We start from the raw sequence: 23408 nt of genomic DNA on the forward strand, positions 1-23408 counted from the left end.
TAGGAAGGAGTAACTAGGTTTATATTCAGTTAAAGCGATCGATCGTGGCTTATTAATAATAAAGAGGTGAATAAACCTGGTTGGGCGATGCTCATGCCGGGTGGCCTATGGCAAATAGTATGACTGGATTTGGACGAGGAGAGGCAAGTGGAAATGGTTATCAGTTCTCTATTGAGCTTAAATCCGTTAATCATCGTTTTCTGGAAATTGTAGTGCGTTCGCCACGTAACTTTACTAGTTTTGAGGAACGAATACGCAAAATACTACAAGCGGAGTTCCAGCGCGGTCGGATCGAAGTGCATGTTAATGTGGTGGAAACAGAAGGACGAAAGAGATTGGTGAAGGTTGACAAAGAATTAGCCCTGTCGTATGATAAGGCATTGAAGGATCTCGCCTTAGCTCTACATACAGCGTATGAAGCGGATATTTACCGTTTAGTCACCTTGCCGGATGTTCTTGGGGTTGAAGAGCCTGAATTTGAGCTTGATGTTTTGTGGGAGGCATGTGCTGTAGCACTTTCGAAGGCCTCCGATGGTTTCAAGCAAATGCGCCGGAAGGAAGGAGAAAAGTTAACGATCGATCTATTACAAAGGCTCGATCTTATTGCTGAGTATCTGCAGACGATTGCCGGGCGTGCTCCAAATGTCGTAACAGACTATCAAGAACGCTTGCAGGGACGTATCCAAACACTCCTGGGAGAAGTTGAGTTGGATGCGGCGCGAATGGCAAATGAAGTGGTTTATTTTGCGGATCGTACATCAATTACTGAAGAGTTGGTTCGCTTTGACAGCCATCTAGCTCAATGTCGGGAAGCCTTGCGAAGTTGTGATCCTGTAGGGCGTAAACTTGATTTCTTAGTTCAGGAAATGAACCGAGAAATCAATACTATTGGATCGAAGGCTAATGATTTAAGGATTGGACAGCAAGTGGTTAGTGTGAAAAGCGAATTAGAAAAGGTGCGCGAGCAAATTCAAAATTTAGAGTAATGGAGGATTCCTCTTGGACATTAAGCTCATCAACATCGGGTTTGGCAATATTGTATCTGCCAATCGAATTATTTCGATCGTTAGTCCTGAATCCGCCCCGATCAAACGCATTATTCAAGAAGCACGGGATGCAGGCATGTTGATTGATGCTACCTATGGTCGGCGTACTCGCGCGGTAATTATTTGTGACAGCCAACATGTGATTTTATCCGCAGTTCAGCCTGAAACAGTGGCACATCGCCTTTCAACAAAAGAGTCTAGTACCCATGTAGAAGACCCGGCAGATTAGAGGTGTAGTGTGGAAAAAGGTCATGGTTTATTAATTATACTTTCGGGCCCTTCCGGGGCTGGCAAAGGGACACTTTGTCAAGAATTGCTTCGTCAAATGCCCGATCTGAGATATTCTGTCTCGATGACGACGAGGACGCCACGACCTGGTGAAGTGGAAGGGGTTCATTATTTTTTTCGTCCACGTCAAGAATTCGAATCCATGATTGCTGGGGATGATTTGTTGGAATGGGCTGCGTTTTGTGATCATTACTATGGTACGCCACGATTTGCAGTAGAACAAGCGATTCGAGCAGGACAGGATGTCATTTTAGAGATTGAAATACAAGGGGCACTACAAATCAAGAAACGGTTTCCTCAAGGTGTGTTTACCTTTATTGTCCCGCCTTCGTTAGATGTTCTTTCTGAACGCATTCACAAACGGGGAACTGAGACAGAGGAAGTCATTCAGAAACGGTTAGCCACTGCTATTCAGGAACTTGAATATATTAGTGAGTATGACTATGTCGTTGTTAACGATGAAGTTCCTGTCGCTGTCGATAAATTAAAGAGTATTCTCGTGGCCGAAAAATGTCGCGTTAAACGAAAACCGTTTGTTTTTAAGGGGGAGTCTACATGAAACAACCTTCACTGGACCGCCTAATGGATAAGGTGGATAGCAAGTACACGTTGGTCCTTGTGGTAGCCAAACGGGCTCGTGAGATAATGGAAGAGGCAAAGCACGAAGATTTGGCTAAGGGTATAAAGCCTGTGAGTATTTCGCTCGAGGAGATTTCTAATTCCAAATTCACTTATGAATGTACTCCAGAAGAGAGTCTGTGATGCTTTCAGGGAAGAAAATTCTTGTCGGGGTCACTGGTGGAGTCGCTGCTTATAAGGCAGCGGAAATTATAAGCCGTTTGCGTAAGTTAAACGCTGAAGTTCATGTTGCAATGACGAAGTCCGCAACGGAATTTATTGCACCACTTACACTGCGGACACTTTCCGCTAATCCTGTGTACGTGGATATGTTTGATGAGCCCAAATTGTGGAATGTTGAGCATATTGCTTTAGCTGAGCATGTTGATTTAGTAATTGTTGCTCCGGCTACGGCCAATATGTTGGCAAAAATGGCTATTGGATTGGCGGATGATTTTCTTTCAACAGTTCTTCTAGCAACGCGTGCACCAATTTTTGTAGCACCAGCGATGAACCATGCGATGTATCTTCACCCTGCGACACAGGACAATCTTGCTCGCCTTGTAGATCGAGGAATCCAAATTATTGGTCCTTCAACAGGCTTTCAAGCGTGTGGTACGGAAGGGATCGGGCGAATGAGTGAAGCGGTGGAGATCGTGGAATCGTTAACTCGGTTTTTATCCGGTGGTGGGTCTTTAAAGGGTAAGAAGGCACTTGTGACGGCTGGAGGAACTCAAGAACCGCTGGACCCGGTTCGTTATCTCGGTAACCGAAGTTCTGGACGAATGGGGTATGCAATCGCTCAAGCTCTACAGGAAGCGGGTGCAGAAACCGTTCTCGTCAGTGCGCCAACAGATTTTAAAACCCCACCTGGAGTAACCCGTATATCCGTGCAGACAGCACTTGAGATGTATGATGCGGTCTTAGAGCGTTTCTCTGAGATTGATGTTGTTGTCAAGGCTGCGGCGGTTGCGGATTATCGCCCTGCTGTTCAGGCCGAACAGAAGATTAAGAAGAATGGGACTAATCGGATGATTGAGTTAGTCCCGAACCCGGATATCTTAGCTGAACTGGGTCGTAGGAAAACGTCCCAGGTTCTTATAGGATTTGCAGCCGAAACGGAGAATCTTTTGGCTAATGCTCAGGATAAAATGCACAGGAAGAACGTAAATCTCTTAGTCGCTAATGATGTTACCAAGCCGGGAGCTGGCTTTGGTAGCCCGACGAATATAGTCAGTTTTCTTTTTCCCGACGGAAGAAGAATAGATTTTCCTCAGATGAGCAAACTAGAGGTTGCGCGAAATCTCGTTCGTGAGATTGCCAGCCTCCTCGATGTGGAAACAAAGGAGTGAAGTAATTGGTTAGAAAATTATTTACATCCGAGTCTGTGACAGAAGGACATCCAGATAAGATCTGTGATCAAATTTCAGATGCTATTCTTGATGCTATTTATGCGCAAGACCCTAATGCTCGAGTTGCTTGTGAAACAACTGTGACGACGGGATTGGTTCTGGTTAGTGGAGAGATTACCACGACGTGTTATGTGGATATCCCTCATGTTGTAAGGGAGACAATTCGCGGGGTTGGTTATACACGGGCGAAATATGGTTTTGATGCGGATACCTGTGCGGTCTTAACTTCGATAGGGGAGCAATCAGCTGATATAGCGCTGGGTGTAAATCGAGCTTTGGAAGCGAAGACTGGCGATATGACGGACCGTGATATTGAAGCGATCGGAGCCGGTGACCAGGGTATGATGTTCGGCTATGCGACGAATGAGAGTGAAAGTTTCATGCCGCTTCCTATTGACTTAGCCCACCGCTTGGCACGAAAACTCAGTGAGATGAGAAAATCTGATTTTTTAAGCTACCTTCGTCCAGATGGTAAAACACAGGTTACCGTGGAATATGAGGACAACAAACCGATCCGTGTGGATACCATCGTAATCTCCACTCAGCATCATCCTGATGTCACCCAAGACCAAATCCGACGTGATTTGCTGCAATATGTTGTCTATCCAACCGTTCCTAAAGAACTTCTGGATGAGGATACGAAGTATTTCATCAACCCAACTGGACGGTTTGTCATCGGGGGTCCCCAAGGGGATTGTGGTCTAACGGGACGTAAGATTATTGTCGACACGTATGGTGGAATGGCTCGCCATGGCGGTGGTGCGTTCTCCGGCAAAGACCCCACAAAGGTTGATCGTTCAGCAGCTTATGCCGCTCGTTATGTGGCAAAAAATGTCGTTGCTGCAGGATTGGCTGAGCGGTGCGAATTGCAAATCGCTTATGCAATTGGAGTAGCCCGTCCGGTATCCGTCTCGATTGAGACCTTTGGTACAGCAAAACTACCCGATGCTCAGATTGCGGAGTTTGTCATGCAGATATTTGACCTACGTCCGGCGGGAATTATTAAAACGTTGGATCTTCGTCGTCCGATTTATCGTCAAACGGCAGCTTATGGGCATTTTGGACGAACGGACCTTGATCTCCCTTGGGAAAGAACAGATAAGGTTGAAGCCTTGAGGAAACTTGCGGGATTGCAACTCTAAATATAAACGTGGTTTGAAAGCGCCCTATATCACAATGCGTGATGTGGGGCGTTATTTTGCCGTTAGTCGATCTTCAAAAGTTACCTTGACAAAATGTTGATAATTTATGTATGATAACCGAAACTGTATTATAGTAGTCTAACAAATTTTGATTTAGGTGGAACGTGTTATAGAAATGGATATTGTACATAAAATTCAGGGTAGGGAGAGATTGGGTAATGGACAAAGTAGAACATGAAGATATGGGAGCTGAGCTGGCAGAGAAACATTGGCTAAAAGGTCTTCGAAAAACGGTAGAGAGTGTGTTTCCTATTCCCTACTATCAAGAACGATTTAAAGCAGTGGGGATTAACCAAGCAGAGGATATTCAGACTCTGAGGGATTTTCAGAAAATCCCACTGACTACGAAGGAGGATTTGCGCCAAAATTATCCGTTTGGGCTTTTTGCCGAACCGATGGATAATATTGTGCGCCTTCATGCCTCTTCTGGAACAACGGGTAAGCCGACGGTTGTGGGGTATACCCGTAATGACATATCGCTTTGGGCAAAGATCGTCGCAAGTGGACTTAAAAGAGCGGGCGTAACCCGGAAGGATATCGTTCAAATTGCTTATGGATACGGCTTATTTACTGGCGGTATGGGGCTGCACTATGGCTGTGAAGAACTGGGTGCTGTGGTCGTGCCCATTTCAGGAGGAAATACTGCGCGTCAGCTCATGCTTATGCGGGATTTTGGTACAACTGTGTTGGCATGCACTCCTTCCTACGCGTTATATTTAGCGGAAAGTTTAGAAGAATCGGGGATTTCACGGGATGAATTAAAGCTGAGAATTGGAATCTTCGGAGCAGAGCCTTGGACAGAAGGCATGAGGGAGCAAATCGAAGCACGATTGGGTATCAAGGCGTTTGATATCTATGGGCTCAGTGAAACCATGGGACCGGGTGTAGCTTTGGAATGTCCGGCTCATCAGGGATTACATATTGACGAACATTTTTATCCGGAGATTTTGGATCCTGAGGGGAATCCATTGACTGAAGGAGAACGAGGGGAGTTGGTTATTACTAGTTTAGAAAAGGAAGGGTTCCCGTCTTTGCGCTATCGGACAAAAGATTTGACCACGTTAGATTATGGAACATGTTCCTGCGGAAACGTCGGCTGGACAATGGAACGAGTTTCGGCTCGAGTAGATGATATGTTAATCATTCGAGGAGTCAATGTCTTTCCCAGTCAAGTTGAGGAGGCTATCCTTTCCTTGGGAGGGTTTGAACCGCATTATCTCTTAGTCGTTTACCGAGTGGGAAACTTGGATCAATTAGAAGTCCAGGTGGAAGTCAATGAAGCCAGCTTCTTTGACGAAGTACGAGAGTTGGAAGCGCGTCAAGAACTCCTAAAACAGAGAATTGAAGAAATTCTGGGGATCTCGGTTCGTATTCGCTTGGTGGAACCCAAGAGCATTCCACGGAGTGAGGGGAAAGCCGTACGGGTTATCGACAAACGTCAATAGGGAGGGGTAGAGTATGTTACAATTATCGATTTTCCTGGAGAATGCAAAAGGGCGGTTGTCCGAGGTCATTAATCTACTCGCTGAACTTAAGGTGAATTTGCGGGCTCTATCGCTGGCGGATACCAAAGATTATGGGGTGTTGCGGATTATCGTGGATGAGCCTGAAGTAACAACGGAAAAATTACGGCAACACAAAGTCGTTGTTTCCTTAACTCAGGTTTGGGTACTTAAGGTACCAGATCGCGCCGGAGGGCTGGCTGAGATGCTCAACGAACTTGTCAAAGAGGACGTTGTAGTGGAATATATTTATGCTTTTGTAGAAAAGGAAAATGAACAGGCCCAAGTTGTTCTCCGAGTACAAGATCAGGTGATTATGGAGAAGGCGATGCAGAAGATCAATTCGCTGATAAGGTAGGAGTCAGTTTCTCAGCCGTTTACATACGCGCTGCTTTGTTATCTTCTTGACGATGTTGCTAAAACCCATTAGAAGACAACTAGAGTGCTCTCTACTGAGAAGCTTCCTCTAGGTAAGTCATTGGTGGGCGTTGGGTACGACGGTAAGAGAGGCGTTTGAATAGGATGACGACCGTTTCTAAGAGAGAAATAAGATGACGGAGGCAATGATGAGGTTTTTCGTTTCGGAAAAGTCTACTTTAGCCTCGATAAGAGTACGTAAACCTGCCGTGCCGATCATCCCGAAGAGGAGTATGGTGACTCCACCCATAACTGCTGTAGGAATGGACATGATTGCGGCTTGTAAAGGATTGAACAGACTGAAGACGACGGCGATGATCGCTGCCATCCAGATGTTGAAGGTACTATAAACCTTGGTTACAGCAAGCATTCCAATGTTCTCACCGTAGGTGGTCACCGGAGGACCTCCGAGAAAACTAGCTACGGTGGTGGCTAAGCCGTTACCAAGAAGGACACGATGAAATCCGGGGTTATCAAGAAAGTTCAGTCTATAAGAATAATTTTTTGGTGGTAACACCAAATTACATCGAACATAGTGAAGATTACAAACAATAATACCCTGATTAGCTTCGATAAAAAGCCAAATCTAACACCTCCCATAAAACGGGAGGTGTTCTCATTTCGATATTATACGAGATTAGCAAACTTCGCATCCTACTAATGCGAAGTAGCTCATAAAAAAATCACGTACTTTGATGAATCTTATTATACTATTATATTTCACGACCTATATCGGTAAGCGCTATGAGATATGTACTGATTTAGAGAAGATGAAGCAAGGTGTGTCTTCTGAAAATGGTCGCATTTACCGACATGGTTCGGCTGGCACATCTGAGGAAGAAGCGATCCGTCAGTTTGAAGCGCAAGTCAGACGTATTGAGGATGCCAGTTAAGAATGTGCTGGTAATAGAAAACAGCCTAGCGAGGATATAATCCTGCTAGGCTGTTTCTTAGCTTGTAAGGAGTCGCAACATTAACTCTCCTATTTTGCGGCCTCTTTGGTCATATCTAATACCTCTTCAGTTTCAGCCTTGAGAATAAGATTTAAGAAAATTCCTGCTAGAGTAGCAAACATGATACCATGATTAGTTAACCCGATGCCTAAAGCGAATATTACTGCTGCAATAATAAGGTTTTTGTTTTGTGAAAAATCGACTTTAGCTTCGATGAGAGTTCTTAGTCCAGCTGCGCCAATCATTCCGAATAATAGGATTACTACGCCACCCATAACTGGGGTTGGAATGGACATAATCAATGCTTGCAAGGGGTTAAAGGTACTTAGAATAATGGCACTAATAGCCGCAATCCATATATTGAATGTGCTATATACCTTCGTAATGGCTAATACACCGATATTTTCTGCATACGTTGTCAGTGGAACTCCACCAAACAAACTGGCTATACCTGTTGCTAAACCATTCCCTAAAACAACTCTATCAAAACCTGGGTCTTGAATTGGATCAGTATGAGTAATGTTACCAAGAATCATCATATGACCTAAATCTTCAATCAGTGTAATGAGAGCTAATGGAGCGAAAGTTAGTATAGCAGTTACATTAAAGTTGAGTGTGCCAAAACTGCTGAATGGTAAAACAAATGGCGTTTTAAAAGATGCAATAATCTTGGCTGTATCAACTAATCCCATAAACCCAGCAAGTATATATCCTGCCACAATCGCTATAAGAATTGGTATGACTTTAGGAAACCCTTTAGCATATACACTGACTAAAATTGCTACTGCTAATGTAAAGATTGCTACAATCCAATTTGCACCTGCCATTGATATTGCTACTGGTGTTAAACTTAATCCGATAATTGCTACAACACTTCCTGCAACAACAGGGGGGATTATTTTGTTTATCCACTTAGTACCAAATAGGCGAAGTATAAAGTAAATGAGAATATATGCTATACCTACCGATAAAACTCCGGTCATTGCTGAAGCTAGATTATGCTGATCCTTGATAAATGCTGTTAAACTGGCAATAAAGGCGAAAGATGAACCGAGATAAGCAGGAACTTTGCTACGTGTTAGAAGTAAGAATACTATTGTCCCAATACCTGAACAAAACAATGCTGTGGCGGGACTTAGCCCCGTCAGGAAAGGCACTAAAATTGTGGACCCCGTCATGGCAAACAAATGTTGCACTCCGAGGGGTATAGCTCTAGTTAATGGTAATCTTTCGTTAATTTGAACTTCATTCATCATCTTGTCATCCTCCTAATTGTACTTAATGCCTATACAGGCATGTAAACTCTCAGGTATTACTCTGAAGGAATCCTCCTTACAGTCGGTGCTGTCTTCGTTTCGCTAACGCGAAACTCAGCTAGACCTTGTGTTCTTTTAACCCTTCGGGTTAGATTGGTTAGTAACTCAATCCAATCAATTACTACATATCTCATATAGAATTTTTATGAAATAATAATGCCTCAACCCGTTGGTAATTAAGGTACTCTAGTTATTATCGTAATATACACCGAGTTTAAAAGGGACAAGAACCGTAGCACCGAACATGGCAAAGACGTGTAGTGAACCGAGAGGGACCGCCTGGGCAAGGGGGAGTTTTTCGTGGATTTGAATTTCTGTAGACATCGTATTCCTCCTCTTTCTAAACAAAAAACCTCTTCCCTGCCCGCAAGCAAGAAAGAGGTGTCCATGTTTAATCCATGGTTCGCCATTCCCTTCTTAGTCTCACGGGACTAATTTAAAGGTGCAAGGATTTAACTTGTATTGAGCATACCATAATTCATTCTATTTTGACAAGAGGTTATTAATTTCTTAGCCTCAATTATCTGGCTCGGCATGTTCAGCGGTGTGTTGACATACTGTCCTATAACTGTTACACTGTTTTTTAATTTCATAAATCTCTTATCTGGAGTGGTGGAGGGACTGGCCCAATGAAACCCGGCAACCAGCCGTTAACTCTTGCGTTTTGATGCAAGGAAGCGGTATGGTGCTAATTCCTGCAGAAGACAGTTATAATGATTCTTCTGATAGATAAGAGGAGTGGCAAATAATGGGCAAGCCTCTTCTCTTTTCAGAAGGGGCTTTTTGTTTCTTCTTAAATTCCTTTCGAAGATTTTCAGTTACAGATGCGGCGATGGAGCACTTTAAGGGGATTTATCTGATCACTCCTTTTAATTACTATGAGATGACGGTTGAGTTGACAAAGTATATAATGGTAAGGTAATGTTGATATTTTTGCTGATAAGGAGGCGTCTTGGTGTTTCGCTATGCTGAAGTATTGGTTGATGTAGCAAATCGGCGCCTGGATCAAAGTTATCATTATGCTATTCCTGAGCATTTTGCCTTGATAATAGGAATGCGAGTACTCGTCTTTCTTCAAAACCGTAAGGTTCAGGGACTTGTCGTGAATGTGACCAATGATCTGCCAGATGAACTGGCGTCTGTAAAGCTGAAACCCGTTCTGGAGATTGTGGACGAAGAGAGTCTTGTTCCTACGGAGCTGATTGAGCTGGCACATTGGTTAGCAAAAACGACAATCTGCTCTGTGGCACAATGCTTACATACGGTCTGGCCGCTACTCAAAGGAAAAGTAGAAGAGTGGATCATTCTCCAGGTATCTATTAAGGATCCAGATGTTCAGACTCTGCAGTGGCTGGATACGGATGCTTATCGTGCGATTTCGGTGCTTAACCGGGCGCGGAGTAAGTCTATATCTCTAAAGATCTTCTTAAAACGAGCGAATATCTCCGTGGAGATGCTTGAGAAACTTATCCAACAAGGGTTGGCGAAAAAGGAAACTCGCTTTGTTTCGACCGGGGAAGGGTCTAAAAGGAAAGCATCTTGCAATGAAGGTCCATTAGAGATCAATGGCTCCAACTCTCCTTCAGGTCGGACTTACGAATTAACCGTGGAGCAAGCCTCGGCAGTGAGCAAAGTGTCGGCTGCATTAGAGGGAGGTTCATCTCAAACTGTTTTATTGCATGGTGTGACAGGTAGTGGAAAAACGGACGTCTATCGAGAGTTGATCACAAAGGTATTAGTCGAAGGTGGAGATGCCATTCTCCTTGTACCTGAGATTTCCTTGACTTCTCAAGTTGCTCGTTATTTCGAAACTCAATTCGGCGGGAAAGTCATAATTTTGCACTCTGGCTTACAGCCAAGGGAAAAAATGAAAGCCTGGGAAGACATTTTATCTGGGCAAAAGCGGATCGTCATCGGGGCTCGTTCGGCTGTGTTTGCACCTCTGCCAAATTTACGTCTCATCATTTTAGATGAGGAACACGATGGCGCGTATAAACAAGATGAGAATCCCAAATACCATGCACGAGATGTTGCCCGTAAGCGGATGGAACAGCGAAAGGGTGTGGTATTACTCGGGAGTGCGACTCCTTCCTTAGAAGCCTATGCTGCAGCGCAATCGGGTAAAATACACTTGTTAACGATGACTGCGCGGATTGGAATGAGTGTCTTACCGCCCGTTGAAATCGTGGATATGCGGGAGGAACTTTTAAATGGAAATCGGAGCATGTTTTCTCTTCTTCTACAACAAAAATTGAGGGAAAGACTTGAACGTGGCGAGCAAACCATGCTTTTTTTAAATCGCAGGGGGTATTCCACCTTTGTAGTTTGCAGGGAATGTGGTTATGTGATGGGTTGTCCTAATTGTGATATTGCCCTCACTTATCATAGTCAAGGGCAGGCTATGTGTTGCCACTATTGTAACCACAAAGAGCTTCCTCCTCATACGTGTCCGCAATGTGGTAGTCGGTACATCCGGTTTTTTGGACAAGGAACACAGCGTGTGGAGGAGGAGCTTCAGGGCTTGTTGCCAGAGGTTCCTATATTGCGATTAGACTTCGATACGACACGATCTGGCGAAGCACATCGCACGATCTTGGAAAGTTTTCGTCGTCAAAAAGCATCTATTCTGGTAGGGACGCAAATGATGGCCAAAGGGCTCGATTTTCCGAATGTCACGTTAGTTGGAGTGATTGCCGCAGATCAGATGCTCAATATGCCCGATTTCCGGGCCAGAGAACGGACGTTTCAACTTTTAACTCAGGTCGCTGGTCGAGCGGGGCGGAGCATAAAAGCGGGTGAAGTTGTCATTCAAACGTATTCGCCGACAGAGGGTGCTATTTTGAGGGCAGCCCATCATGATTTCCAAGGGTTTTTTTGGGAAGAGATTCGGTATCGTAAAGTGCGAAGGTATCCGCCGTTCACCCATATCATCCGTGTCCTACTACTTCATGAAAAAGAGGATCGGGTCATCAGAGGGGCTAATGATTTGGGGGCATGTCTGCAGCAGGGAATGCAAAACCCTAAATTTGGAAATAATGAATTAGATATCCTGGGACCCGCTCCAGCTGTTTTACCTAGACTTAAGAATCAATGGAGATGGCAAGTATCCGTTAAAGGGACAAATTTGGATCAACTCAGGGCGTTTTTGCATCGAGGGGTTCAAATGTTTTACAAAAATTCTGCTAGTAGTGGCGTTGTTTTGAACATTGAAGTCGACCCCCTTTCCAGTTAAAAAGCAATTTTATTTGATAACGAAATAAAGTATATTATGGATAATTGCAAAATTACTTACTAGAAAGCATAGATAAAATAGTGACAAAAGACTTCAGTTAGGGCTTTATTGAAAGGAGTAATTGAAAAATGGCTGTTTATAAGATTGTTGAAATGGGTGCAGAGGTATTACGTGAAAAGGCAAAAGAAGTTAAAGAAATTAATCCTTCTATCATAAAACTCCTTGATAACATGGTTGATACAATGCGTGCTGCAGAGGGAGTGGGGTTGGCCGCTCCTCAAATCGGAGTATCCAAGAGGGTCGTCGTTATTGAAGTAGGAGATAGGTTGTTGGAACTCATTAATCCTGTCATTTTAGAAAAAGAGGGGGAGCAAATGGATGAGGAAGGGTGCCTTAGCATTCCAAAGATGACAGGTGATGTACTGAGGGCTGCTAAAGTTCGTGTTCAGGGCCTAAATCGCCAAGGAGAACTGTTGGATATTCAGGCGGATCGTTTGTTGGCTCGGGCTTTACAACACGAAATTGACCATCTCGAAGGAATTTTATTTGTTGATGTTGCGAAAAAGACCTATAGAAGCTGAACGCTGGCGGGTTAGGCTGTCGAGAGCGCTTTCTGCAAGCGTCAGTTGGTTGCGTCGCTGCTCTATGGACAGCACCTTCTAACTCATCCGCTTAGCAGAAACGTTCCGATCCACGAACTTCGGACTTCGAGAAGGGGGAATCAGTATGCGTTTAGTTTTTATGGGTACACCGGATTTTGCCGTACCTTCTTTACGAGCCTTGGTGAATGGAGGACATGATGTTGTGGGGGTCTTTACACAACCTGATCGGCCGGCTGGGCGAGGCAAAAATTTAAAGCCCAGTCAGGTTAAAGTTGCGGCAGAGGAATTAGGAATACCTGTTTTTCAACCGAAAAAGATTAAAACTTCGGAAGGAATCCAGTTGCTACGGGTCTTAGCTCCAGATAGTATTATTGTTGTTGCCTATGGACAAATCTTATCAAAGGATATTTTGCAATTGCCTCCAAAGGGGTGTATTAATGTCCATGCTTCCCTGTTACCCGCTTACCGTGGGGCAGCCCCAATTCATTGGGCGGTCATGAAGGGAGAATCCCATACGGGAGTGACTACTATGCTTATGGATGAAGGTTTAGATACAGGGGACATATTGCTAAAACAAGAGGTTCCAATTTCTAACGAAGCAACAACCGGCGAGATTCATGATGAGTTAGCCGCTCTCGGTGGAGGTCTCTTAATAGAAACTCTACGTGAATTGGAAATGGGAAGTTTAATTGCTACACCTCAAATTGGAGAATCCAATTATGCGCCCCTGCTGAAACGTGAACATGAAGGTGTCGATTGGTCACGTAAGGCGACTGAATTGCATGATCAGATTCGCGGGTTGAATCCTTGGCCAGGCGCGTTTTCGACTTTTCGGGGAGAAAATCTTAAGATTTGGCGAAGCATGCCCTTTTCCTGGTCAGACAAGGATTTAGAAACGGAAGGGTTTGCGAGGGAAGTAACCGCTGAACCGGGTCAAATAATCGAGATGCTTGGGACTGGGTTACTGGTTCAGACTGGGAATGGAATTCTTCGAATTATAGAGGTCCAACCAGCAGGGAAACGTGCTATGTCAGCTCGTGATTTCTTTAATGGTCGGCATGGGCAGATTGGAGAGAAATTCAACTGATAGATTCAAGAGTTAAGCTATTACGGGTTATATATCTACAATAATCAGATATTAATTAGAAACTCCTGCTTTGGGGATTTTACACTGGTTGTAAATGGAGGGTGCATTATGTTTTGGGATTCTACAATGGTCCTTTTAATTCCGGCAATATTACTCTCTTTATTCGCGCAATACCGAATTTCTTCTGCCTACAAGCATTATTCTTCCATACGTGCCCAGTCGGGGCTTACGGGAGCACAGGCTGCGCGAGCAATATTAAATGGTAACGGGCTTTACGATGTGCGTGTGGAACCGATTGGGGGGCGGCTAAGTGATCACTACGACCCGCGTAGCAGGGTCATTAATCTCAGTGAAGATGTCTATCACGGTAATTCACTTTCTTCCGTGGCAGTGGCGGCTCATGAAACGGGTCATGCGTTACAACACGCGTCAGGGTATTTTCCCATGCAACTTAGGTCGTCCTTTGTCCCTGTGGCTAATATTGGCAGTGGGGCTGGCCCGATTCTAATCATGATAGGTCTTTTTATGCCGAGTTTTGGCTGGCTCCTTCAGTTGGGGATTTTGGCGTTTACATTTGCAGTCCTGTTTCAGTTGATCACCCTTCCTGTGGAATATAATGCCAGTCACAGAGCGTTGTTGCTCTTACAGGAGGGACGTATGTTGGGGAGTGATGAAGTCCGTGGCGCACGTTCGGTGTTAAATGCGGCTGCGTTGACCTATGTTGCCGCTGCCTTGGCTGCAGTACTGCAGTTGGCTCGGTTTATTCTGATAGCTAGAGGTAGAAGTGATGATTAAGGAAACCGCACGGAAGATGGCAGTTCAGATCCTGACACGAGTCGAAGCAGAGGGAGGCTACGCCAATCTCGTGTTACAGAAAACCATTGGTAGGCTCACAGATTCTAGAGACCGCCAATTTGTCACGTTATTGGTAAATGGCTCACTTAAACACCGCCTAACCTTGGATTATGCGCTACGTTTTTATTTGAGCAAACCAATGTCGGCACTTCCTCATGAAGTTCGCGCAATTTTGCGTATCGGAGCTTTTCAACTGCTTTATCTCGATAAAGTTCCGCACGCGGTCGCGGTCAATGAAAGTGTCGAGTTAGCAAAAACCTTCCCTAAATTCACTGGATTGGTGAATGTCGTCTTGCGGAGAGTCATGAATAAAGGGTGGGATTTTCCTTGGCCGGATTCGAAGCGGGAAACAGTACGCTACCTTTCGGTGCGCTACTCTCACCCGGAATGGATGATTCGACGATGGCTAAAGCGTTGGGGCTTGGAGGAAACGGAGGCTTTGTGTCATGCCAATAATGAGCCAGCCCAAACTTGGATTCGTACAAATACACTTAAGATTTCACGCGAAGATTTAGTGGAGCGTCTCACGCGAGAAGGAATTGCGGTCGAATTGGGTACTCGGATACCGGAAAGTTTAAGAATTCAAAATTTCGGGGCGCTAGACCAACTCGAGAGTTTTCGGGAGGGGCTTTTTACGGTTCAGGATGAAAGCTCTCAACTTGTTGCACATGTTGTTGATCCAAAACCAGGACAACGCGTGTTGGATACCTGTAGTGCTCCTGGTGGAAAAACGACGCACTTAGCGCAAAGGATGAACGATGAGGGAGAAATTCAAGCGTTTGATATCCATACTCACAAACTGGAACTTATTGACCAGCTAACCCAAAGACTTGGTATTACGATCGTTCAATCTCATGGGGGCGATGCTCGGGATTTACCTGGAATACAACTTTGCTCGCAACATCGCGTGTTGGTTGATGCTCCTTGTTCTGGTTTGGGTGTTCTTAGACGTAGGGCAGATCTGCGTTGGCAGAAAGAAGAACAGGATTTGAAGGATTTACCTCCGCTTCAACTGGCTATTTTAGAACGTGCCGCTTCTTGTGTTGATGTAGGAGGAGATTTAATCTACTCGACCTGTACGACTGAACCGGAAGAGAACTTTGAACTAGTTAAGATGTTTCGCACTTCGCATCCTGAATTTGAGCCTGTCAATTTGGTGGAGGATTTGCCTTTTACCCTTGAAGATTCACGCGATATTCAACAGGCGAGTAAAGGGATGCTGCAACTCTTACCGCATCGGCATGGGATGGATGGATTTTTCTTAGCAAAATTTCATCGTAAGGAAGTTTAAGTGGAATGAATTGGGTGAATAATAAAGATTATGGAAAGTGTTGAGCTGCGCGGTTGTTCAATCGATGAACTGATTGAGATTTGTCAAGAGATAGGCCTAAAACGGTTTCGGGCGACCCAATTATTTCAATGGGCGCAACAAAAAGCAGTGCGTACTTGGGACCAGATGAAAACTGTTGGGGAAGGAGACCGCCAAACGTTAAGTTCCCACTTGCATCTTTATCCGTTGGAGCGGATTCGTGAACAGCGTTCCCAGGATGGCACACGTAAATATTTGTTTCGTCTTAACGATGGAGAAACCATTGAGTGTGTTTTAATGGATTATGCGCGCACTATATCACGAGATCGTCATACCGTTTGTGTCTCTACTCAAGTTGGGTGCGCGGTAGGGTGCGCATTTTGTGCTACTGGGTTGGAAGGCTTTCGGAGAAATCTAAGTGTCGCTGAAATTGTGGGTCAAGTTCTAGATATTACCCATTATGTCCGTCAGGAAGATCCGGATTTCCAGGTGACCAACATTGTCTTTATGGGTATGGGCGAGCCCCTACTCAATTATGATCAGGTTCTCAAGGGGATCCAACTTTTGAACCATGGGCAAGGCCAGGCTATTGGCATGCGACGGATGACGATTTCAACCTGTGGGGTGGTGCCTAAGATTATTCAACTGGCTAAAGATAATCCCCAGGTTGGGCTGGCTGTTTCGCTTCATGCAGCTCAGGACGAAGTGCGAAATGATTTGATTCCGATGAATCGGCGTTATCCACTGGCTCAACTGATGGAGGCTTGTCAAGAATACAGCCAAATCACGCATCGTCGGATCACCTTTGAGGTCGCTTTGACCTCGAAGAATGCGAGGCGGGGGGAAGCAGAGGCGCTCGCGAGACTACTAAAAGGACAGCTAGGGCATGTCAATTTGATTCCGGTAAACCCAGTCGAGGGGACTGGGATGGAGCGTCCCGATATAGAACAGATCAAGAGGTTCGCTCAGGTGTTAGAAAATGCCGGTATTCCCGTCTCTTCGCGGGAGGAACGGGGGGGAGATATTGACGCAGCTTGCGGTCAACTTCGTAGAAAGTGGGAGGGTGAGTTGTAATGAGCTTATTGGCCCGATTTGAAGGAATGGCCGAATTTCTATTTACCGGAGCTTTCAAAAAAGGTGCGGCCCGGCTCCAACCAGTAGAAATCGCTAAAGAACTTGTGAAGGCAATGCTTAGAAATAAGCAAGTCAGCATTTCACAAGTGTATGTACCGAATATTTACCGGGTTTATCTTCATTCAAGTGATTGGGGGCCATTGGCTAACTTTGGGGATGTATTTCTCATTGAACTTTCAAAGTATCTATTTGCAGAAGCACAGCGGAATGGGTACACGTTTTTATCGAAACCAGCCATTGAACTTCATGCCGATGAGACGGTGAATCCCCGAGAAATGGCTATTGAAGTTGATTTCGATGACTCTATTGAGGTAGACTGGGGAGACGAGGAAGATGAGCATAATGACGCAGCTCCTGAACAAGATTGGCGCGAAAATACTACGATCTTTCGAGAAAGTGTTAAGACAAACTTAACCGAGGTTGAGCAGTTAGGAAGGAATTCAGAATACTTTCTCGAAATTATTGAAGGACCAGATGTTGGTGAGTCATTTTCTCTGCAGGATGGAGATGTGTTCATTGGCCGTCATGGGCAATGTGACCTCGTACTTCACGACCCTGAGGTTTCACGACGGCATTTGAAAATTGCTTCAGGGGAGAACAGTTGGTGGTTGGATGATTTGGGAAGTACAAACGGTTCGTTTGTTAATGGCCAAAGAATTACTCATCAAATGACGGCTCCAGGTGACCGTATTCAAATTGGACAAAGTGTCTTGGTCATACAAAGATCACCTCTAGTAGGACTATAAATTGGAGGCTTTGCGAAGCACCTCTGATTTTTGATTTGGAGGGTTGTATGCAATTTGTTTTTGTCATTGGACGGCTAGTTTTTGTCGCCCTTATCTATCTTTTTATCTTTCGTATTTTTACAGCACTTTTAGCAGATCTGCAACTAAAGGGGATTTTTCAACGCTCGATTACCGAATATGGCCGATTAGAGGTCCTGACTGGATCAGAATCGCTTTCCAGAGGACGAATCTTTAAAGTAGATGGGAAAGGCCTGCGATTAGGACGTGGTAAGCATAATGATATCGTTTTACCGGATCATTTTGCTTCCATCGATCACGCTATTTTTCGGTTGCAAAAAGGACAGACCATCGTGGAAGACCTTGGAAGCACGAATGGAACTTGGGTTAATGGCGAGCAAATTCATTCTCCAGTACAAATGGTTGCAGGAGATTATGTGAAAATTGGAAGTATTACCTTCCAATACTCGAGGTGGCAAAATGAGAGTACTAAGCTTTAGCGAAAAAGGGTGTATTCGTAAAAACAATGAGGATTCTTTATTAGTGATGCTTTCCCAAGGCCTGTATGCGGTGGCTGACGGGATGGGAGGCCACCGGGCGGGTGAAGTAGCTTCTTCGACAGCTTTGCATGAATTGGAAAAATTAGTAGTTCACTTTGGCGATCTTGAAATTCAGGCCTTGGAAAGTAAGTTGGCTGAAGCCTTTGTTCAAGCTAATCAGGTCGTCTATCAATCGTCAATAACGGATCCCGAAAATGCTGGGATGGGAACGACTCTGACAGTTTTGTTGGTGCGCAACACAATGGCCGTAATTGCTCATGTAGGAGACAGTCGGGCTTATCTATGGCGCGATGAGGTGTTAACACCCTTGACAATCGATCACTCACTCGTTGGTGAACTTGTGCGGTTAGGACAGATCTCCCCTGCAGAAGCGGAAAAACACCCTCAACGGAATGTTCTGATGCGTGCAGTGGGAGCAGACCCAAAGATTGAAGTGGATTGTCGGAGTATAAGCTTACAGACAGGAGATGTTTTTCTCCTGTGTACTGACGGTTTTTCTAATATGATTCATGATCGAGAGCTTGCAAAAGAATTTATGGAGCAGTACTCCTGGGAAGAACGGCTTGAGAGATTGCGTCATCTTACCTTAGAACGGGGTGCACCGGATAATTTCACAGCCTTGTGCTGTATTATGGAGTAAGCTGATGATTCAGAGATTAACTTCGCGCTTATTAATTTTAGGAATAATGTGGGTGGGACTCAGCTTGCTGAAATGGGGGAGCCAGAAAAACCAAATCTTCTGGCTAGCACTTATTTTTTCAGGCATAATCTTCCTAGGGAGCTTGATGGAGCAGATCCTCCATTATCGAGGTGATCCCTATATTCTGCCTGCAGTTCAGGCCATTATGGCCATAGGACTTGTGTTTGTGGTGCGAATTAATCCGGAAATTGCAGTGCGCCAATTTTGGTGGGCAAATATCGGTCAGTTGATCTTCTATGCGGTTTTATGGTCGATCCGAGATTATCGAAAGTTGGGAAGGTTTAGATACCTCTGGGGACTTTTAGCAGTGGGATTGTTGTTGGTGACACTATTGTTCGGTTCTACGGCAGGTGGAGCAACAAGTTGGCTACACATTGGGGGAATCGGCATTGAACCGGAGGAATTTGTCAAGCTAGCCTTACTTTTATTCATGGCGACGTATTTGGAAGAGAATGAAGAATTGTTGCGTGTAGGAACAGTGCAATGGGGAAAATTCTCTTTGCCAGATTGGCGGACTTTGGGACCGTTTATGATCATGGTTGCTTTCGTTCTTGGGATTTTGGCGGCGCAGAAAAGCTTGGGGACGGCCTTGGTGTTTTATATGCTTTTTGCGCTTATGCTATATGTGGTAACGGAACGAGCTCTTTATTTAGGAATATCGTTGCCTATTTTCCTTTTAACTGGAAGCGTGGGTTATATGCTCTTTAGGCACGTACGTGTTAGGGTTTTGGTATGGATGAATCCTTGGCAGGATCCCACAGGGGGAGGATACCAAATTGCCCAATCTCTTTTTGCGATTGGCGGAGGTAATATCCTTGGTACGGGATTAGGCAACGGTATAGGGGCATCGACAGTACCAGCAGCTAGTACGGATTTTATCTTTTCTGTGATTGCTGAAGAACTTGGATTTGCCGGGGCTATGGCTGTACTCGTACTTTTTCTCATTGTTGTCATGAGAGCTTTTGCTGTAAGTCTCAAGGCGAAGGATCGGTTCGGGCAAATCTTAGCTGCTGGAATTGGAATTCTCCTGGGAACAGAAACGTTGATTATTCTCGCTGGAGTGACTAAATTACTTCCTTTGACAGGCATACCACTTCCCTGGGTGAGTTATGGTGGAAGTTCTCTCATTGTTCATTTCATTTTGCTGGGGGTGTTGCAGAATATCTCGATCCCCACCACAGTGGGTTCCCTCAGCACCAAGAATAATGGAAGGGAGTATGCAACATAATGCGAGGGGTACGTCGGGTAGCACTAGGGATGGCTTTGAGTTTTTTTGTACTGAGTCTTGGTTTAGCGTATTGGCAAGTTGTCCAGGCGGATACACTTCTGGAGAATCCATCCAATAGACGTTTGATTCTTATGGAAAGCCGAGTGACTAGGGGAGGAATTTTTGATCGCAACGGCGAAATAATAGCACAAACCCAAATTTCTAAGGAAAAAAAGGTCCGGGTCTATCCGAAAGGAGAGATGTTTGAACCTGCCTTGGGTTATTCGACTGTAAAATTGGGTGCTTCTGGTCTCGAAGGAACCTTAGCAGATTGGTTGCTGGGAATTAAGAACGCGACGCCCACCCAGTCAGTTCAGCAACTCTTTGCACTTCCCCGCCAAGGGGATGATGTTGTACTCACCTTGGATTCCCGTTTGCAGAGCATTGCTTATAATGCGCTTAAGGGGAAAATGGGAGCAGTTGTAGCCATTGATCCCCGGACAGGAGAAGTATTGGCCTTGGTGAGCCAACCAAGCTTTGATCCTACATCCCTCGAACAAAACTGGAAGGATATCGTTAGTCGCAAACAGGAAAGGCCGCTTGAAAATCGCGCTTTTTCCCTCTTTCCTCCGGGATCGACCATGAAGGTTGTTACGTCTGCCTCTTTATTTCGTAGTGGAATCAATACGACCGATCTCTATGAAAGTACAGGATCAGCGATTATTAACGGTCAAGTCATTAAGGAACAAAACGGCAAGGCTTTTGGCTGGGTTAACTATAATATGGCGTTGGCCGACTCCTGCAACACATACTTCGCAACGTTTGGGGTTCAGGCGGGGGATAAAAATTTTCTTTCCGTAGTTAAAGGCTTTGGTTTCGGTCAGAAAATTCCTCTGGAACTCAATGTTCCAACGAGTTCAATTACAAACTCAGCGAAAATCCCTGCAACGTTAAATACAAATCTTCTTGCCGCAAGTGCTTTCGGGCAAGGAGAAGTTTTGGTCACCCCATTTCATATGGCCTTAATTACGGCCGGTATTGCAAACCACGGAGTTATTATGACCCCACATCTTGTAGAACGCGTCCTAGACCCCTCTCAAACCGTAATCTTCGAACAGAAACCTCAGCCTTGGTTGACTGCGCTTACTAAAGAGGAAGCGGATAAGATTACGAGTGCAATGGTGACCGCAGTAACCGATGGAACAGCTGCGCCAGGGGCTCTAGACGATGTTCAGGTAGCCGCCAAGACGGGTTCAGCAGAACCCGGAGGTAATGTCCCAACTCATGGCTGGTATATTGCTTTTGCGCCAGCCGATGCCCCAAAGATCGCGATAGCTGTTATTGTGGAACATGGGGGAACAGGAGGAGGGGCGGCCGCCCCGATTGCGCGGCAAATCATGCAAGAAGCATTGATTAGAAAGTAGGTGACAAATAGTGAGTAAAATCTTCGGGGGACGATATGAGGTCTTGGAGCGAATTGGTGCCGGCGGGATGGCAAATGTTTATAAGGCCAAGGATCTTCTACTTAACCGTGTTGTGACGATCAAGGTGCTCCGGGAGCAGTTTGTCACAGATGAAGACTTTATTCGCCGTTTTCGGAGGGAAGCCCAGTCAGCAGCGAGTTTGTCCCATTCCAATATAGTTTCTGTCTATGATGTGGGTAAAGAAGGAGATACTGAATATATTGTCATGGAATATGTGGAGGGTCGCAATCTTAAAGAAATTATACGAGATTACGCTCCACTATCCACTGACCAAGCCATAAACCTTGCTCGGCAAATCACAGGGGCTGTTCAAAATGCCCATGAACATCATATTATCCATAGAGATATTAAACCGCACAATATTTTAGTGACAGCTGACGGACACGCTAAGGTTACAGATTTTGGAATTGCGCGAGCCGTCTCTTCGGCAACCGTAACACATACTGGTGATATCATAGGTTCGGTTCATTACTTGTCGCCCGAACAGGCCAAGGGACTTCAAAGTAACGAACAATCGGACATTTACTCCCTCGGAATCGTACTCTACGAATTGCTCACGGGTAAAGTTCCCTATGATGGAGAAACTCCGATCGCCATTGCCCTAAAACATCTTCAGGAACAACCTGTTCTGCCGAGTAAGCTAAATCCTCGAATCGAAAAGGAATTTGAGGCTGTCATTATGCGTGCTATCGCAAAATCGCCTGAGCAACGATACGTGTCTGCTAAAGATCTGTTGGAGGATCTGAACCATATCCAAGCTGGTCGACCGATTAAACAGCAGGAAATTCCTTTCGTTGCTGACCCAGAAGCAACTCAGACTCACAAAGGAATGGGCGATGTTCTGGCGCCAATTATCGCAAAGGATTCTATGGGTGTAAATCCTTCCCTCGGTAAGATTGGTCATAGGAAGCGTTGGCCTTGGATCGTGGGGGGCCTAGTACTTCTGTTCTTCTTGCTCGGAGGGTTTGCATTAAAGAACTATTTAGCGGGAGGATCAACAAAGGTTCCCGATGTTATCGGGAAAACTGTGCCTGTTGCAGGAGATTATATGAAACAGGCAAAACTGAAACTTAGTCCAGATGTTACCTACGAGTTCGATAACAAAGTCGAAAAAGATAGAATCATTGATCAAGAACCAAAGGCAGACCAAATGGTTAAACTCGATCGGGAAATTAAAGTCGTTGTGAGTAAAGGCCCCGACGTAGGGAAATTTCCAGATGTCACGACTGGGCAAATGTCTAAAGAAAGTGCCATGAACCTTATTCAAAATGCGGGATTTACTGGAACTATAACCTTTGACACTAAGCCCAGTGAGAACGTGGTCAAAGATAATGTCTCCGAACAGAGTCCAGCACCAGGTGCTTCTTGGCCGAAAGACGGGGCTATTCGTCTTACTATAAGTGCGGGATCTCAATGGCAAGTGATCAATATGCCCAATGTGATTGGCAAGACATCCTCCGATGCCAGGAGTTTGCTTGAACAGAATAAATTGGTTGTTCTTATAGAAACTCAGGATTCTACCACTTCTCCTGCAGATGTGGTGATGAGCACGACTCCCAAACCAGGAGAAACGGTCAAACAGGGTGCTGAAGTCACGATGGTCGTTTCGCGTGGTCCGGGGCCCCTCGCTCAAGCAATTGATGCAAGGGCAATCCTAGCTCAAATTCTTGGCGTCACACAGAAAAATGGCAAAGGTAAGAAACATTAAATAAATGATCTCAGCAAGGTAATAGTGAGGAAT

The 23408-nt window shown here is 45.0% G+C and carries 24 protein-coding genes, 1 pseudogene and 1 riboswitch; of the genes and pseudogenes, 22 read left to right on the top strand and 3 right to left on the bottom strand.

What is annotated here, in order from left to right; translation table 11 throughout:
- The first annotated feature begins 107 nt into the window (after positions 1-107).
- From E4K68_RS11175 to E4K68_RS11210, 8 genes are all read left to right on the top strand, one after another.
- Positions 108-986, top strand: coding sequence for a YicC/YloC family endoribonuclease (locus E4K68_RS11175; protein ID WP_135379001.1), 879 nt, complete (start codon positions 108-110; stop codon positions 984-986).
- Positions 987-999: 13 nt separating this feature from the next.
- Complete coding sequence (locus tag E4K68_RS11180; protein WP_135379002.1) at positions 1000-1275, top strand: DUF370 domain-containing protein; 276 nt, start codon at positions 1000-1002, stop codon at positions 1273-1275.
- Between the two features lie 9 nt (positions 1276-1284).
- Positions 1285-1893, top strand: a complete 609-nt coding sequence (gene gmk / locus E4K68_RS11185) for a guanylate kinase (RefSeq protein ID WP_135379003.1) — start codon at positions 1285-1287, stop codon at positions 1891-1893.
- Positions 1890-2096, top strand: a complete 207-nt coding sequence (gene rpoZ / locus E4K68_RS11190) for a DNA-directed RNA polymerase subunit omega (protein WP_135379004.1) — start codon at positions 1890-1892, stop codon at positions 2094-2096. The genes gmk and rpoZ overlap by 4 nt, the downstream gene beginning before the upstream one ends.
- Positions 2096-3304, top strand: a complete 1209-nt coding sequence (coaBC, locus tag E4K68_RS11195; protein WP_135379005.1) for a bifunctional phosphopantothenoylcysteine decarboxylase/phosphopantothenate--cysteine ligase CoaBC — start codon at positions 2096-2098, stop codon at positions 3302-3304. Before rpoZ ends, coaBC begins: the two co-directional genes overlap by 1 nt.
- A 5-nt stretch (positions 3305-3309) precedes the next feature.
- Positions 3310-4506 carry a methionine adenosyltransferase gene (gene metK, locus E4K68_RS11200; RefSeq protein WP_135379006.1) on the top strand — a complete coding sequence of 399 codons (1197 nt, stop codon included), beginning with the start codon at positions 3310-3312 and terminating at the stop codon, positions 4504-4506.
- A 218-nt stretch (positions 4507-4724) separates the two neighbouring features.
- Positions 4725-6011, top strand: coding sequence for a phenylacetate--CoA ligase (locus E4K68_RS11205; protein ID WP_135379007.1), 1287 nt, complete (start codon positions 4725-4727; stop codon positions 6009-6011).
- A gap of 13 nt (positions 6012-6024) precedes the next feature.
- Complete coding sequence (locus tag E4K68_RS11210) at positions 6025-6426, top strand: ACT domain-containing protein (RefSeq protein ID WP_135379008.1); 402 nt, start codon at positions 6025-6027, stop codon at positions 6424-6426.
- Between the two features lie 192 nt (positions 6427-6618).
- Here E4K68_RS11210 and E4K68_RS11215 read toward each other — a convergent pair.
- Positions 6619-6963: pseudogene (locus E4K68_RS11215) on the bottom strand (solute carrier family 23 protein); the annotation flags it as partial.
- A gap of 292 nt (positions 6964-7255) precedes the next feature.
- Here E4K68_RS11215 and E4K68_RS21435 point away from each other — a divergent pair.
- A complete protein-coding gene (locus E4K68_RS21435) occupies positions 7256-7378 on the top strand; it encodes a hypothetical protein (RefSeq protein WP_282432983.1) in 123 nt (40 codons plus the stop codon).
- An 89-nt stretch (positions 7379-7467) separates the two neighbouring features.
- Here E4K68_RS21435 and E4K68_RS11220 read toward each other — a convergent pair whose 3' ends face one another.
- Both E4K68_RS11220 and E4K68_RS20370 read right to left on the bottom strand, forming a co-directional pair.
- Positions 7468-8694, bottom strand: a complete 1227-nt coding sequence (locus tag E4K68_RS11220; RefSeq protein WP_135379009.1) for a solute carrier family 23 protein — start codon at positions 8692-8694, stop codon at positions 7468-7470.
- 246 nt (positions 8695-8940) lie between these two features.
- A complete protein-coding gene (locus E4K68_RS20370; protein WP_158291411.1) occupies positions 8941-9078 on the bottom strand; it encodes a hypothetical protein in 138 nt (45 codons plus the stop codon).
- Between the two features lie 273 nt (positions 9079-9351).
- A riboswitch (SAM riboswitch) is annotated at positions 9352-9490 on the top strand.
- A 12-nt stretch (positions 9491-9502) separates the two neighbouring features.
- On the opposite strand from E4K68_RS20370, the gene E4K68_RS20375 reads away from it, so the two are divergent.
- From E4K68_RS20375 to pknB, 13 genes are all read left to right on the top strand, one after another.
- The gene (locus E4K68_RS20375) at positions 9503-9676 is read left to right on the top strand and encodes a hypothetical protein (RefSeq protein WP_158291412.1); all 174 of its coding nucleotides are present in this window, start codon (positions 9503-9505) and stop codon (positions 9674-9676) included.
- Positions 9677-9709: 33 nt separating this feature from the next.
- Positions 9710-11986: a primosomal protein N' gene (priA, locus tag E4K68_RS11225; RefSeq protein ID WP_135379010.1), complete on the top strand. Its 2277-nt coding sequence runs from the start codon at positions 9710-9712 to the stop codon at positions 11984-11986.
- A 128-nt stretch (positions 11987-12114) separates the two neighbouring features.
- Complete coding sequence (def, locus tag E4K68_RS11230; protein ID WP_135379011.1) at positions 12115-12567, top strand: peptide deformylase; 453 nt, start codon at positions 12115-12117, stop codon at positions 12565-12567.
- Positions 12568-12712: 145 nt separating this feature from the next.
- Entirely contained in the window at positions 12713-13675 is a 963-nt protein-coding gene (fmt, locus tag E4K68_RS11235; protein WP_135379012.1) for a methionyl-tRNA formyltransferase, read from the top strand.
- 108 nt (positions 13676-13783) lie between these two features.
- The gene (locus E4K68_RS11240) at positions 13784-14470 is read left to right on the top strand and encodes a zinc metallopeptidase (protein WP_135379013.1); all 687 of its coding nucleotides are present in this window, start codon (positions 13784-13786) and stop codon (positions 14468-14470) included.
- Entirely contained in the window at positions 14463-15821 is a 1359-nt protein-coding gene (gene rsmB / locus E4K68_RS11245; protein WP_135379014.1) for a 16S rRNA (cytosine(967)-C(5))-methyltransferase RsmB, read from the top strand. Before E4K68_RS11240 ends, rsmB begins: the two co-directional genes overlap by 8 nt.
- 21 nt (positions 15822-15842) lie before the next feature.
- Complete coding sequence (rlmN, locus tag E4K68_RS11250) at positions 15843-16913, top strand: 23S rRNA (adenine(2503)-C(2))-methyltransferase RlmN (RefSeq protein ID WP_199241753.1); 1071 nt, start codon at positions 15843-15845, stop codon at positions 16911-16913.
- A complete protein-coding gene (locus tag E4K68_RS11255; RefSeq protein WP_135379016.1) occupies positions 16913-17719 on the top strand; it encodes an FhaA domain-containing protein in 807 nt (268 codons plus the stop codon). Before rlmN ends, E4K68_RS11255 begins: the two co-directional genes overlap by 1 nt.
- 47 nt (positions 17720-17766) lie before the next feature.
- On the top strand, positions 17767-18216 hold the full coding sequence (locus E4K68_RS11260) for an FHA domain-containing protein (RefSeq protein ID WP_135379017.1): 450 nt from the start codon (positions 17767-17769) through the stop codon (positions 18214-18216).
- Entirely contained in the window at positions 18197-18916 is a 720-nt protein-coding gene (locus E4K68_RS11265) for a Stp1/IreP family PP2C-type Ser/Thr phosphatase (protein WP_135379018.1), read from the top strand. Before E4K68_RS11260 ends, E4K68_RS11265 begins: the two co-directional genes overlap by 20 nt.
- 4 nt (positions 18917-18920) lie before the next feature.
- Complete coding sequence (locus tag E4K68_RS11270) at positions 18921-20204, top strand: FtsW/RodA/SpoVE family cell cycle protein (protein ID WP_135379019.1); 1284 nt, start codon at positions 18921-18923, stop codon at positions 20202-20204.
- Entirely contained in the window at positions 20204-21607 is a 1404-nt protein-coding gene (locus tag E4K68_RS11275; RefSeq protein WP_135379020.1) for a penicillin-binding transpeptidase domain-containing protein, read from the top strand. The genes E4K68_RS11270 and E4K68_RS11275 overlap by 1 nt, the downstream gene beginning before the upstream one ends.
- A gap of 10 nt (positions 21608-21617) precedes the next feature.
- The gene (gene pknB / locus E4K68_RS11280; RefSeq protein ID WP_135379021.1) at positions 21618-23375 is read left to right on the top strand and encodes a Stk1 family PASTA domain-containing Ser/Thr kinase; all 1758 of its coding nucleotides are present in this window, start codon (positions 21618-21620) and stop codon (positions 23373-23375) included.
- Positions 23376-23408: the final 33 nt, after the last annotated feature.

Source organism: Desulfosporosinus sp. Sb-LF (assembly GCF_004766055.1).
GTDB lineage: Bacteria > Bacillota > Desulfitobacteriia > Desulfitobacteriales > Desulfitobacteriaceae > Desulfosporosinus.